The 14,185-nt window shown below is 39.8% G+C and carries 13 protein-coding genes; 3 read left to right on the forward strand and 10 right to left on the reverse strand.

The annotated features are described in order from the left end of the window. Nucleotides 1-37: 37 nt before the first annotated feature. From H6G06_RS11530 to H6G06_RS11545, 4 genes are all read right to left on the reverse strand, one after another. Nucleotides 38-3,157, reverse strand: a complete 3,120-nt coding sequence (locus H6G06_RS11530; protein WP_190560170.1) for a methyl-accepting chemotaxis protein — start codon at nt 3,155-3,157, stop codon at nt 38-40. Between the two features lie 16 nt (nt 3,158-3,173). After that, the gene (locus H6G06_RS11535) at nt 3,174-3,734 is read right to left on the reverse strand and encodes a chemotaxis protein CheW (protein WP_190560172.1); all 561 of its coding nucleotides are present in this window, start codon (nt 3,732-3,734) and stop codon (nt 3,174-3,176) included. A gap of 13 nt (nt 3,735-3,747) precedes the next feature. Then, nucleotides 3,748-4,113, reverse strand: a complete 366-nt coding sequence (locus H6G06_RS11540; protein WP_013193093.1) for a response regulator transcription factor — start codon at nt 4,111-4,113, stop codon at nt 3,748-3,750. Between the two features lie 195 nt (nt 4,114-4,308). Continuing rightward, complete coding sequence (locus tag H6G06_RS11545; RefSeq protein ID WP_190560174.1) at nt 4,309-5,514, reverse strand: response regulator; 1,206 nt, start codon at nt 5,512-5,514, stop codon at nt 4,309-4,311. 389 nt (nt 5,515-5,903) lie between these two features. On the opposite strand from H6G06_RS11545, the gene hmpF reads away from it, so the two are divergent. After that, complete coding sequence (gene hmpF, locus H6G06_RS11550) at nt 5,904-7,664, forward strand: pilus motility taxis protein HmpF (RefSeq protein ID WP_190560175.1); 1,761 nt, start codon at nt 5,904-5,906, stop codon at nt 7,662-7,664. 23 nt (nt 7,665-7,687) lie between these two features. Here hmpF and tilS read toward each other — a convergent pair whose 3' ends face one another. The 4 genes from tilS to H6G06_RS11570 form a co-directional block, all read right to left on the reverse strand. Beyond that, the gene (gene tilS / locus H6G06_RS11555) at nt 7,688-8,677 is read right to left on the reverse strand and encodes a tRNA lysidine(34) synthetase TilS (RefSeq protein ID WP_190560177.1); all 990 of its coding nucleotides are present in this window, start codon (nt 8,675-8,677) and stop codon (nt 7,688-7,690) included. Nucleotides 8,678-8,703: 26 nt separating this feature from the next. Continuing rightward, nucleotides 8,704-9,216, reverse strand: coding sequence for a type 1 periplasmic-binding domain-containing protein (locus H6G06_RS11560; protein WP_190560179.1), 513 nt, complete (start codon nt 9,214-9,216; stop codon nt 8,704-8,706). Between the two features lie 374 nt (nt 9,217-9,590). Beyond that, nucleotides 9,591-10,019, reverse strand: coding sequence for a hypothetical protein (locus tag H6G06_RS11565; RefSeq protein ID WP_190560181.1), 429 nt, complete (start codon nt 10,017-10,019; stop codon nt 9,591-9,593). A gap of 308 nt (nt 10,020-10,327) precedes the next feature. Next, nucleotides 10,328-11,362 carry a tetratricopeptide repeat protein gene (locus tag H6G06_RS11570; protein ID WP_190560183.1) on the reverse strand — a complete coding sequence of 345 codons (1,035 nt, stop codon included), beginning with the start codon at nt 11,360-11,362 and terminating at the stop codon, nt 10,328-10,330. A 955-nt stretch (nt 11,363-12,317) separates the two neighbouring features. Here H6G06_RS11570 and H6G06_RS27990 point away from each other — a divergent pair. Beyond that, nucleotides 12,318-12,500, forward strand: a complete 183-nt coding sequence (locus tag H6G06_RS27990; protein WP_338422936.1) for a hypothetical protein — start codon at nt 12,318-12,320, stop codon at nt 12,498-12,500. Here H6G06_RS27990 and H6G06_RS11580 read toward each other — a convergent pair. Further along, nucleotides 12,440-12,604 carry a hypothetical protein gene (locus H6G06_RS11580; protein WP_190560185.1) on the reverse strand — a complete coding sequence of 55 codons (165 nt, stop codon included), beginning with the start codon at nt 12,602-12,604 and terminating at the stop codon, nt 12,440-12,442. The two genes, H6G06_RS27990 and H6G06_RS11580, sit on opposite strands and share 61 nt — an antisense overlap. A 151-nt stretch (nt 12,605-12,755) precedes the next feature. On the opposite strand from H6G06_RS11580, the gene H6G06_RS27380 reads away from it, so the two are divergent. Further along, entirely contained in the window at nt 12,756-12,974 is a 219-nt protein-coding gene (locus H6G06_RS27380) for a hypothetical protein (protein WP_242039667.1), read from the forward strand. A gap of 90 nt (nt 12,975-13,064) precedes the next feature. Here H6G06_RS27380 and ccsB read toward each other — a convergent pair whose 3' ends face one another. Next, the gene (gene ccsB, locus H6G06_RS11590; protein WP_190560187.1) at nt 13,065-14,108 is read right to left on the reverse strand and encodes a c-type cytochrome biogenesis protein CcsB; all 1,044 of its coding nucleotides are present in this window, start codon (nt 14,106-14,108) and stop codon (nt 13,065-13,067) included. Nucleotides 14,109-14,185 lie beyond the last annotated feature (77 nt).

Genomic DNA, 14,185 nt, shown 5'->3' on the forward strand with positions numbered 1-14,185 from the left:
AAATCCAAAATCCAAAATCCAAAATTGAATTCGTCCTTTACCTGGATTCAATAGTTTCCACTCGGAAGCGTTCCACAGAGGCGATCAAGTCGCGGGATACACCTACCAAGTTTTGTAAGGCTCCTGAAACTCGCTGGGCTTCTTGGGAAGTTTCTTGGGCTGTGAGTTCCACTGATTGCATCACCTGAGCTACAGCGAGAGAAGTTTCTGTTTGTTCTACGGTATCAGCGGTAATTGAGCGCACCAGACTATCGATATGATCGGCTACTTTGATGATGTTTTCTAGAGATCGCTTGGCTTCTTCTGCTAGTTTTGTACCTTGAATTACCTGTTGTGTGCCTTCTTCCATCGCGGTCATCACAGAGCTTGTTTCGCTCTGGATTTGCATGACGATTTGTTCAATTTCTTTCAAGGACTTGGCGGATTTGTCTGCTAACTGGCGCACTTCATCGGCTACAATCGCAAACCCCCTTCCAGCTTCTCCGGCTCTTGCTGCCTCAATACTGGCGTTGAGTGCCAATAGGTTGGTTCGAGAAGCGATCTGGGAAACCAAGGCGACGATAGAGTTAATTTCTTGAGAAGATTCCGCTAACCGCTTCACTTTCCGGGTCGTTTCCGCCACTGTTTCCCGAATTTCTAAAATCCCTGCTACGGTATTTTCTACTGCTTCACCTCCTTTGAGAGCAATCACACTGGCATCACGGGCTACACTTTCCGCTTCCTTCGCTGCCACTGCTACCCGTTGGATCGATTCGGTCATCACCTGTACGGAATTGAGGGTGACAGCCAACTCTTCTGCTTGACGCAAAGCATCACCTGATAAGGCTCTAGCGAAGGTTTCTGAGTTGGTTGAGCCTTTGGTCACTTCCCTGGCTGCCACTTTCACCTGCTGCACAATATCCCGCAGGTTTTGAATTGTCAGGTTAAAGGCATCAGCTACTGCTCCGAGTACATCGGCTGTCACCTCAGCTTGAACTGTTAAATCTCCTCTAGCGGCTCCTTCCACATCGTCTAAAAGGCGAATCACTTGGCGTTGCAGGTTTTCTTTGGCTTCTTCTTGTTCTACCGCTTTCCGTTGGGCTTCATTGGTAGTTATGAAAATTACCCGTGCCATATCGTTAAAGCTGGTGGATAAGTACCCTAATTCATCTTCCGAGTAAACTGTAGCCTGGACATTGAGATTCCCTTCTCGGACAGCATCAAACTGAGCTTGCAAATCTTTGGTAGTGCGTCGAATTTGCTTGAGTGCGAGATTACCCATAAAGCCTGCGGTCATCCCACCTGCCAGTCCTGCGGCTAAAGCCATTGCCCAACCTGTATTCCGCACTGACTCCCGTTGTGAAGCTGGAGAGAATGAGGTGGCTCCAAAGCTGATTAAAGCGGCTACCACTGCTGAGGTTAAGCCCACTGTACCCGCGATATACCATTGCTTTTTCTCTAGAGAGGCATTTTCAAAGAATGCAAATAGCCCCTGCTCAACACTGACGTTGGGTTCTAGTTTAGAAACTTCTGGTTGGGTAAATACAGGAACTGCTTCTTGAGCGCCAGTAATTGTGAATAGTTCCTCATCGCGGTCAACATCATCATTATTAATTGATGTATCTTCGCTAAAGCTGTTGTTACCAGTTCCTCTCTTTTCCCTGGTTTCAGATGATACATTTATGCTACTGTACCCAGAATCTCCTGCTAAGTCAAAGCTGGGAATACTACCTAAATCATCGAATTCGTCAAAATCGCCTAAAAACTCTATATTGTTTTGAGAATTTTCTCCCCGCACTACAGGATTGGCATCTTCATCAGTGGTAAAGCTTTCTGAACCAAAGGCCGACTCAAATGCCTCTAAATCGAAACTATCATCATCAAAGTCATTTGACTCATATTTAGTATCTAAATGTACCTGATGGTCATCTAGAGCAAAATTATTTTTCAAAGATGATGAAATTTGGGTACTTGAGTCGAGATCTGTTAGATCTAATTCCTCTGGAATTGGTTCTATCCAATTATCTGGGCTGCTCAAAGATGTATTTGCACTGCTGTCTCTAAAATCATTGCCCATGAAATCATGATTGATTTCCTGTTCAGCAATGTCTAAATTAATATCGTCCTGAATATTGTTGGAAACTCCCAAATTCTCCAGAATCATATCTTCAACGTCTGGTGAATATTGTTCCATCATTAATTCAGGCGCACTTTGCCAGTTATTGTCAGATGATAGATGTATTTCTTGCAAATGTGAATTAATTTGCTCTGCACTGGCTGCGGAAGGTTCCTGTTCGGAATTTACATCCAGATTGGCAAAATAGCTATTTTCTTCTGACTCGCCCATATTCTCTGGTGAAATACCTTCTTGCCAGAAAGAAGGCAACTCTAGAGCTTCTAATTCTTCAGCATCATTGTTGGTTGATTCTAACTCGGAAAATGGTTGATCTAAAGTCAGTGGCAACTCTAGAGCTTCTAATTCTTCAGCATCATTGTTGGTTGATTCTAACTCGGAAAATGGTTGATCTAAAGTCAGTGGCAACTCTAAAGCTTCTAATTCTTCAGCATAATTGTTAGTTGATTCTAACTCGGAAAATGGTTGTTCCAACGCAAAAGGATCATTGCCAAAAACTATTGAGTTATCTGGTAATTGGTCAAATTCAATACTATCGAAACTAGCAAAATCACTTTCAAAAGGATTACTTACAGATATATCTTCGAGATCATCTTTAGATGGTTCATAGTCACTAAAAGACTTCAGGTCAAAGTTGGTGTTATCCAAGTCTCTACTAACTCCTAAATCTAGTAAATCTGCTTCATCAGTTACCAGACCATTAGACAGATCTACAGAATTTATCAGTTGATTAGGCTCGACTGCGAATTCATCTTCACCAAAAGCATCAAAGTATTGTTTGATACTTTCAAGGTAGTTGGTAGCAGAACCTAACATTTCTTGATCATCTGTCAAATGGAACACCTTTTCATATTCTGCTTTGGCGATCTCAAACTGCTGCAAAACATAGTAGATATGACCCCGCAACAGATGAGAATTGGCTTCATCTGGTAAAGTATGCACCGCTTGGTCTATTAAAGTAGCGGCAACTTCATAATCTCCCTGTGTATAGGCTGTTAATGCCTGCTGATATTTTGAATTGTAATCATCTATATTTGCTACCATTTCCTCCCTCCCGACTTCATCCTGCCCACCTAGCACTCCGCAAAATTGCTGTTTGATCAATCAGCCGTAGATACTTATTATGTTCAGTATCTAACCATTCGCCCCGGAGAAAAGGAGCCATCGTATCTGGCACATTATTTGGTGGCATTAGATACTGTACATCAAGCCAACCCATGCCACAGATTTGCTCCACTCCTAAGCCTACTATTGTGTCTTGATCTTCAATAGCAATTACTGGTATCTCAGGCTTATCCGTGTTTAACGGAGTTGCCTCCCCCAGAAATTGACCCAAATCTGCTACCCAAATTAATCGACCTCGTAAATTTAGAGTACCCAAAAGTAGTGGAGAAGCATTAGGAATCGGAGTGATACGATCAGGGCTTAGTTCAATGACTTCCCGGATACCAGTTGCAGGTAATGCAAACTCCTGATGCGAAGGAATGTAAAATCGTAAATGTAACTCGCCTTTTGGGTCTATGGCTTGCGCTACGCTATCGCTATCAGGATTTTCTAGTTGTAATTCAGGGCGATATTGATTTTGACCACTACCACTTAAAAAGTCTGGTTTGCTGACCATGTTTTTGTCATCCTTATCCTCGCAGCAGTTGTTTGACTGTTCCCACCAACTCGGTTGGTTGAAACGGTTTGGCTATATAAGCGTCGGCTCCTTGCTTCATCCCCCAGTAGCGGTCAAATTCTTCTCCTTTAGAAGAACACATGACTACGGGGACATTTTGGGTTTTGGGATCGGATTTTAACCGCCGACAAAGTTCGTAGCCGTTCATCCGGGGCATGACAATATCCAAAACTACCAAATCGGGAGGTGTGCTTTGAATAGCTTCCAAAGCTTCTACTCCGTCTCCAGCATGGGTGACAGTTAAGCCACTAGCTTTGAGGAGATCTGTAATCATCTCCCTTTGGGCGATACTGTCTTCGACAATCAGAACTGTACTCATAAATACCTATCTACCTCCTGTTTCAGACTTTCTTTTCTGGAATCTTCACCAATTCTCTTACTAGCTAATAAGTGTATAAATTAAAACTACTGTTTAACTAATTCACTGAGTATGGTTGTTTTACTGGAGTTAGCTGATTCTGTGATAACATTTTTTACCCCATCTTTGAGCAAATCCACAAGTCTTGTCTTGCGTTTATATTCCCACACTAGAATCTAGGTTGATATATTTTTCTACAAGCATAAGTAATTCAGTATCTGTAAATGGTTTTGTCAAATAATCTGTAGCTCCAACCATCCTAGCTCTGACGCGATCAATAAATCCTTCTTTGCCAGTGAGCATGATAATTGGTACAAGTCGAAATGCTGTGGAATGTCGCAGCATGGCGCAAATTTCGTATCCATCCAATTCCGGCATAGCAATGTCACATAAAATTAAATTTGGCTTGAGTTGAAAAACGAGGCTGAGGGCTTCTAAGGGTTTGGTGATGGAAATCGCTTCATACCCTTGTGGTTTCAGGATTGACTCCACGGTTTCACAGATGGAGATCGCATCTTCAATACATACTATCCGCCCCTTGTTGTGGTCTGGAAACTCCCAGCTTGGTATTTGATTACTAGAACTAGGAGTAGCTGAATATACTAATTGTAACCATCCCTGTTGTACGTAAGGATATATTGCTTTGGCAACAGTTAAAATATCACGATTAAGATAACGAGCCAATTGGCGGAGAGATGTTTTACCATCTGCCCAATGTTGTAACTTATTCACTATAGATACTGGTAGTGAGTCAGTCAATCTAGCGATGTCAGCCAGCACTGGCAACTGTTCCGGTGATTGAATATGTGGATATAGCTGCTTCCATTCTTGCACCTGCTTGGTAATTTTTGTGACTAGAGTTGTAATATCTAAGCTGGTTAATTGGGGAACCAGTGCTGCACCTAAATCGAAAATGAAACTGCCTTGGTGTAAACTCAATAGATCAAACAATGTCTCATGTACTAAGCCGTGAATAATATTCCTAGCCACTTTTGGGGTAATAATATTCTGCTCTAAAAGCGCCCAAATGTAGGCATACTCCGGGGAATTTGTTGATTCTAAGGTAGCAAGTTGCATTTTGTTAAGCCTTTGCTCAACTCGGTAATGACGTAGGTAATCATTAATCCGGGATAAACTACTTTCACCAGCTTGACAGTAGACTATTTGACCGTTTAGAAAAAATACAAACCAAGACAGTGGTTTGCTCTCTGTGGCAAAACGATGCTTGGCTGTGTCTTCGCTACTCAGTTTGTAACTTTGGTAAGTGTTGTGCGCCTCCACCCACAACTGTCCGGTTCTTTGGCCTAAAGAAATCAGTTGTAGGATACTACAAATATCAATCTCATTTAAATTTCCCTGCATTTACCTACAACATCCTCCTTGGCATTCTCTAAAAATTACTTTATTAATTGTCACCTTCAGCTTTTCCCTGTTTCAAGTAGAATGACAGGATGATTATCTGTGACAAACAGTCTGGGAACTTTAAGATATGATCATTTTGTGATAAATGTTTGACAAAGTTAGTGTTCACACGGTAGTCATAGTCACTATTATGTATACAGGATATAAAAGATGCGCTCTAACTAGATGTACCAAATATCAAGATATATCAAGATGTGAGATATCACTTGCTTAAATGTTTTGTCTGTCTTGTGCTGCTAAACTAAGGTTAAACAACAAGACTAGTTAGCAGATTAATCTAAGGTATATACCAAAACACAGACGTAAAGTACATCAAAAGGACTAGCGGTGTGCTGTATTTAGCAGAAGTACAAAAGCAAAAAGGCGGTTTATTGAGTGGCGGTTCCAAAACTGAACTCAAACTACTGGCTTGTCAACGAAGTGACCAGAATTGGAGTAATGTGTCAGAAGAAACGATTGCTGCTGATGAAGCAAGCAAGTTGAATGATGGCGCACTCGTACTAGTGGAACTGAGTCCGAATCGTCAAGTGCAACGGATTCAAGAGGCCGGGCGGCCGCTAGTAAACATTTTGCAAAATTTTTCCCGTCAAATGGAAAAATTTAAGCTCAAAGAAGATGAAATTGACCAGTGGAAGCAGTCCCTAATGTTCCAAGTCCAGGAGCTAAATCGCCGAGAAATGGACATGGAATCACGGTGGGAACAACTGCAACACCTGGAAAATGACGTGCAACGCTTAGAGCAAGAAAAGCAGGAAGTTGAAACATCCCGTGAGCAAATTGAAAAGTTGCGGGCAGAAGTTGAACGCAATCGTCAGGAACTCGAAGGTGCTTGGGAGCATTTACGGGGAGAGCAGCGTCGTCTCGATGAACTTAAACCAGATTCCCCCCAAGGGGCAGTTCTAGATGAGGGGCAAAGTCAGCTAATCGCTGATTTACTTAATCGCTTATCTAATGGCGTTGGTTACACGGGAATATTGCAGGAAAACCTCAATCTTGCTTTTGAACTCTTAGAAAAGCAGCAGTCCACTCTCAACCCACATTGGCAACAACTGGAGTCGCAGCGTAATTTGGCTGATCAACAACAGGGGGAAGTTGAACAACTCTCCCAAACTTTGGGCGATCGCCAATCGGAATTTGAACAGATCCAAAATTCTTTGCAGCAACATATAGCTCAGTTGCAACTGAGTAAGGCACAATTTGGCTATAAACAGGATTTTTCTGTCATCCTCAAAGAGCAGTTGCGAAATCAAGAAGATTTATACCAACAGATCCATGGTCTGTTGGCTATAACTGGAAATATGGTTTTCGGACACCAAGTTGATGTGGAAACGTTGCAAAACTTGCCTGTGGAAGAACTCCAAAAAATTGTCCAAGACTTGCAGAATAAACTAGAAATTGACTCTAGTTTCGTTCAAGACCAGGAACAAGAATTAAATTACAAAGAACAAGGTATACAAGAACTCGAAGTAAAGATACAACAAGCATCTGGAGAAGAGTTAAAAAATTTAGAAGCAGAACTGGCTGAAGAAAAAGACCTCTATCAAATGCTTAATAAAAGTTTAAAACCACAACGCAATAATTTAATTAAGCAGGAGCAGATTTTTAAACAACATCAAACTATTCTGCTGCAACGACAAGGACAATCTGTTCCCAATCCTACAGGTGATAATGCAATTAATTTAGAATCGCTCCTTTGCCGAATTGAAACCCAACGACAACAACAGTCCCAGGATCTGCAAACTTTGGCAGTTGAGATTGAGCAGCTGACTGCTGATATTGAGACTAAGCAAGCCGAAATTGATCATCAAACCCATGAGTTAGAGTCAAAACACCAAGAACTCAAATCGATGGAAGAACAATTACTCAACTTGCAAACAGCAAATGCTGAATGCTGGGGCAGATTAAAGCTCTATCAAGAAGCATTGCAACCTATTCAAGATTGTTTAGATGGTCTACGGGATAAGCTGCAAGCAATTTCTGAATCTTTAACTCATGTTCAAGCCACTGGTGATTCTCAACTTCAGACTATTACCCAGATGCGTCAGACTATCCAAACTTTGATTCCCCAAGGAGAGTTGTTAGCGTCTTAGAAAGGATGAGAGGTGAAAAATACTCATTTATCCTTCTTCTGGATACAGATCCAGTCACCTTCTGCTATTGCCGTCGCACCTCCAGGAAAAGGGTCAGTTTGAGAACGATTCGGTGCTGTAATTAAAGCTGTGATTTTTTCAATGTGTTCAAAGTTGGGAGCATCAGGTAATATTTCTTGGAGTACCTGACGCATTACCCGACGTTGCAAAGCTAGGGGTTCTGTTTTTAGAAAGCGACGATTTACTTGTAAATCACCTTTCTCTCCCTTTACTGAGGCTTGTAAACGCAATTGACGGGCTGTTTGTTCTAAATATTCTACCTCCGCTTGTAGGAGTTCGGCTGTTTGAGCCAAATTTGTTTCTACTTGGGGGTTGAAATTTTCTTTTAAATAAGGGATGAGTTCGTTACGAATGCGATTTCGCGCATATTGTAAATTTTGATTTGTCGAGTCTTCCCAAATTGGCAAGTTAAAGTTTTGACAAAATTGCTCAGTTTGGCTGCGGGTAACTGCCAAGAGTGGACGAACTAGCAGGATGTTGTTAGTTAGTGGACGTTGCCAAGTTAAAGCTTGTAAACCATCAGCACCAGTACCGCGCATTAAATTATATAATAGAGTTTCCGCGCGATCGCTTGCCGTATGTCCGGTGACAATATATTGATAATTGTGAACTTCAGCAATTTGAGTTAAAGCTTGATATCGCCAATTTCTAGCAGTCGCTTCACTATTAACAGGATTTGTAGCTGTTTCTAAATAAAAAGGTGTATTCCAAGTTTGTGCTAAATTTTCGACATGATGAGCATTTGCTTGGGAGTCTTCACGCCAACGATGATCACAATGGGCTATAGCTAAACTCCATCCCCATTTTGGCTGTAAATCTAGTAATAATTTAATTAAGCATAAAGAATCTTGTCCACCGGAAACTGCGACTAATAGCTTTTGGTTTCGTGCAAATAAATCACGGGCGCGAATGGTACGATGTATTTGGGCGTGAAGAGGAGTCCATAAGCTCATTTTTCTGTTGAAGCTAGTGCATGATTTTACTTGACAGGGATAGATTTAAAGTCCTTATTAGATACTTTAACAAGAACTGGAGTCCCGATGCGATCGCCTGAATCGTAATCAAACTTAATTTCACCATTCTCACCTATAGCAGTAAACCCCCTACTTCCCAATACTTGTTGTAACCCCTGACGAGTTTGTTTTTTCTGCAACCCAGCAATAATAGCTTGTGTTGCATCATAAGCCGTCGCTGTCCGCCAGTTAACCGCACCACCCCAAAAAGATTGCATATTTTGGGCAAAAGACGGATTTAAATCGGGATGCCACGGGGTGACTAGCACTAATCCTTCAACCTGTCCTTGTAATATTTCTTTAGTATATATAGTTGCTTCGCCAAATAAAACTAATCTGCCATCATTGAAATTCGCTAAATTAATTGCTGTGTTTAATTGATTAAGTTCGGGGTCGATAAACAACCCATTTGCACCTAGATTAATCGCTTGATTTACTGCTGTAATAACATTGAAATTAGGATTATAGGACTTACGCACTGTACAAATTGACCGTCATGTGTTTGAACGAAATTAGGTTGTTTCAGGCTTTGGAGGATGAAATTCAGATCAATAGCGATCGCTAAAAAATTGTCAAAAACCCAGGTTTAAATCCCTGAAACCCATACCCCTTATTTGTTCCTTTCTGTCAATGCGTAAGTCCTAAAATTGTCATTTATTTCAAAATTTTTACACCAAGTATTAGAAAAATAATGATTATATAACCCAATAAATAAATTATCTTGAGGATGAATAATCCAATATCCCCAGACAGTAAAACTAAATATCAAGATCATAAATATTATTTTAGCCCTAATGGGGTATTTACGAAAGTTTCTGCGGAATTGTCTCATGTAATCAACCTTGAAAATAAGTTAGTTATAACGTCTTTTAATATATCTTTTAATTAAAGGATTTAGAACCCAAAGTATTTTATCTCCTGCTAATATATCAGCTTGTTCAATCAAACGAAGTTGCCATAAATGACCTATAGCTTGACTAATTTCTCCCAGAGAGGTGGAGGGGAAAAATTGAGATATTTGAGAAACTAATAGTGGCTCTGTAGCTATTGCTAATTTTTGCATAATTTGAATTTCTAAGTTTTTCAAATAAAAAAAAAGTTTATCAAGTAATCCCATGTTCACATCAGGTATATAAATTGTTCCTTCCAGAAATTCATAAATTTGTCCATTATGAATATTTTTAATTGGTTCAGAAGCCAGAATTAAAGCTAATGGATGTCCTTTGTAGATTTCAATTAATTGTTCTATTCCTGGATTTACAAGTCCTAACTCTGTCAACATGGTGTTAGCATCGACAGAAGTTGTGAATATCAGCAGACAAAATGATATTTTGCAGCTCATGTCAGTGCAATCATCGCAAATAAAAAATATTTTGTTTACACAGGGTTATCAGCGAGGGGATGAGGATGATGATCCAATAGTTCCACCTAACTAATTGCTCAAAATGCCTTTCTCATCAATCGGGAGAAAGCAATATAGATGATTTAAATTTCCTACAAATAAGGAATAATAGTGGTTTATATAGATGAAAGTTTCTCTAATTAATCTGTATTTATCTAAATGGTAGAGGCACTTTCATCTGATATAAATCAGTTGGTTCTAGAATGAAGAATTCTGACTGCATCAAGCTTCCAAACTTCTAATTCTGGTAATTGCCAACGGACTTTTTTAAGTTGCTGCTCATGGGAGTAAATTTCTAGAAACTTTTGCCATGATTCTCTCGCACTTTCCTGATCTCCCTGTGCTGCTTGGACTTGTGCTAATAAGCAATAAGCCGGAGCATAATCATTTTCTAATTTCACACAGATGAGTAAATGCTTTTTTGCTTGGTGATAAAAATTTTGCTGAAAATATGCCCAGCCAATATTTTTGTGCAATGCTACTTTAACTGTATCATCTTTCACCCTTGACAAAATTGGTTCAATAAGTTTCACAGCATCTGCACTATTTCCTTGGAGAATGTGCAAACGAGCTAAGTTATTAACAGCAGCATCAGCAGCGCGATTTTGATATCTAATTGCAATCTGATAGTGACGAAATGCCCCATCTAAATTGCCTAACTTTTCATAAGCTGCTCCTAGATTATAGTGAGCAGAACCATAGTTTGGGTTAAATTCTACTGCTAATTCTAGATAAGATGCAGCAATGGTAAAATCATTGCTGACGTAGTTTTTATGTCCTATTTGATTGAAAGATTTAGCAATTTGTTTTCTTTCTTGTTCATTCAAGCTTAGTCGATTGATCAACCTTTTCAAATCTTCTGACTTAGGTTGATTAACTAATAGCAAATGTAAGATGGAATCAATAATTTTTTCATTATCTTCATCAGTATTTTCGGCTATTTCTTTTGTGAATTTAGATTGAGGGTCAGTTAATAACTCTGGTTTGTATTTAGCAAACAAGGCAACTAAGTCTGAGCGTTTGTAACGACGAGTATCAGAAGGTTCATTACTCAGCCCAAATTCGTAACATATTCTTTCAATATATTTTCTGACAGATGCTTCTCCAATGTTCATGGCTTCAGCTATATCCCCATCTGTCTCACCAGCTAGTATTTTTTGCAATACTTGTTTGCGTCGATCTGTCAGCTTGTCGAATATGTGTTCAAACTCTTGTTGATTCATCCTTGATTTTACTTATATGAGTAGGTGTTTAGTTCACGTTTGTGACTATTTTACATCAATTTAACATCAATAATTCTCTGTCACTAGTAGAATTTGGGCAATTGTGACACTCCCGTAAGTGATATTAAAATCTAAATCCCTGTTTTGGGGTTGACACCTGTAAGCAAATATGTCAGTCACATTATCATTAAATACTAAGTCACAAAAGCAAAAATTAGGCTTGCTTCTCGAACTAAAGCTAGTCAGAACAAAGAGAAGTTTTACTGGTATCGTTAAAACTCTAGTAGATCACTAATACTGAGTAAACTTATATACGATTTCCAGCACAAGATAATTTCGTTTTTTAGGTTGAAATCAACTGGATTTTAAATTTTGGATACCAGGAGATCCTATCAAAGTCCCAACATTTTAACAGGTTTCAATTTACTGGTTCTAAGTGGGTAAGTATAATTCCTTAATTATAGAGTATTACTCTTTATTGAATTTTATACTTATTGTTGGAAATTCATGAACACTTCACAGTGAATATAAATCTAAGTAAGTCGGCGGGAAAAAACCGAAGTATGTAACAAAAAGTAAATTCACCAAAACCCTCTTCCCCGTTCCCTGTTCCCTGTTCCCTGTTCCCTGCACTTTAACCCGTAGCCTTTCAGTCACAGACACATTTTCAGTCGAACACGCAGAAGTTCTAATTGACCTAGATCATGCTCGTTGGGGCGATTTAATTATTGTCGGGAATCAACTCAAAGCTAATAAAGTTTTTGATTACGAAATTAAGAGTAGTTATAGTATTCGGGTACAATCAACAGATCAAGGTGGGTTATTCTTTGATAAACAATTAACCATTAATATTGGTGATTTACCTGAATATATTGCGATTGAAGCAGCAGGTAATACCAAATTAGTCACAGATCCAACAAACAAATACTTTACCCAGTTCGGAACAAATAGCCCAATCGGTATTAAAAATGGTGGGCAACCAATCTACCAAAACATCTACGGTTCAGACTGGCAAACTCTAGCCGCAGAAACCGTCAGTGGAGTTAATGAAGTTCTTTGGAAAAATGTGGCTGAAAACTATTTGCATATTTGGCGTTTAGATAATAACTGGAATTGGGTTTCTTCTGAAGGACAATGAGCATTAAATTCTGCTGATGCTTGGGGTAAAGAAACTGTTTTTGGTATAGATGCTAATGGTGATGGCAAAATCGGTAATCCTTCCAGTCTGACTCTGATAGGCACTAGTGGTAACGATATCCTTATTGGTGGTGCAAATAATGATACCTTCAATGGTGGTTTAGGTAACGATATCCTGTATTTAGGTTTAAATGATAATGCTGTAGATAATGTTAACTATGCTTTTGGTGATGGTGCAGACACAATTTATCAATTTATGCGTGGTGTCGGTGGTGATAAACTGAATTTCTCAGGTATTACTAACCTTGATGTGATTACATTGGGTGCAAATACAGAAGTCCGAATTGGTGATGGTATTGGTGGTAACACAGGTTTTGGTACAGGTGAGTTATTAGCTACTTTATCCGCTACATCTGGTTTTGTTTGTGCGAATGTGAATATGAACCTGTTTGGTGCTAATTTCTTGTTCAGTTAATCAGCTACAAGAAGCCACAAGATACCCGACTTCTTCAAGAAGTCGGGTATCTGAAACCCGATAGTGACACCACTGAGTGCAGAATGTGGGTTAGAAAAACCAACCGTAAGAATGTAAACCCTTACCCAAAAGATTCACACCCAAATAACAAATCCAAACCACAACAAAACCAGCAGCAGCTAAAATAGCAGGTTTTCTACCTTGCCAACCGCGAGTAATTCTAGAATGTAGATAGGCTGCAAAAACCAACCAAGTAATTAAAGCCCAAGTTTCCTTTGGGTCCCAACTCCAATAAGAACCCCAAGCTTCATTAGCCCAAACACCACCGGCAATAATACCAATTGTCAGTAGGGGAAATCCCAACCCGATAACGCGATAGCTAATATTATCTAGTGTTTCTGCGAGGGTGAGACGTTGGGGGGAAAGAATTTCAGCAGTTGAAATAGGCGTAGTTTTAACCACATCCAAAACAGCAGTACCATTACCGTTGTTACTACTTTCCAACCGGGAAAAACCATTATTTTCAGATGGAGGTGTTGGGGGTTGAGTCACTAACTCTCCGGCTTTGAGTAGTTTGTAACCATTGCTACGATAACCACCATTACCAACGGAACTACCTTGTAATTGAATATTTTGGCCGCGTGTCACAATTAAAAAAGCGATCGCCAACAAAGAACCCACCATCAAAGCTGAATAACTCAGCATCATCACGCTAACGTGCATCATTAGCCAATTCGACTTTAAAGCCGGAACTAACGGTTCTGAAACCTGCATCTCAGATGGTAGAGTCAAAGTAGCAAAAGCTGTAATCCCCATCGCTACAGGAGCAGTTACAACCCCTACCAAGCGACTACGACTCGTATTTTCGGCAATGAGATGGACAGCAGTAATTCCCCAAGTTAGGAAAAATAGAGACTCATAGAGATTACTGAGAGGAAAATAACCAGCTTCAATCCATCTTGCTCCTAATAAGGCAGCAATACACAAATTGGCGATCGCCATTCCAGCCGTCCCCAAAGCCGCAGTCACCGATAAACTCGGAAAAGCCGCCCCCACCCAATACACCAGCATAGTGCAGAATAAGACAGCAAAGGAGGCATTATCTAGCCAGTTCTGGAGTACAACCAGATTCATAAACACTTCTCCCTAGTGAATCAGTTATTAGTTATCAGTTATCAGTTATCAGTTATCAGACCAAGTTAGAGAATCAA

Source organism: Anabaena sphaerica FACHB-251 (genome assembly GCF_014696825.1).
GTDB lineage: Bacteria > Cyanobacteriota > Cyanobacteriia > Cyanobacteriales > Nostocaceae > RDYJ01.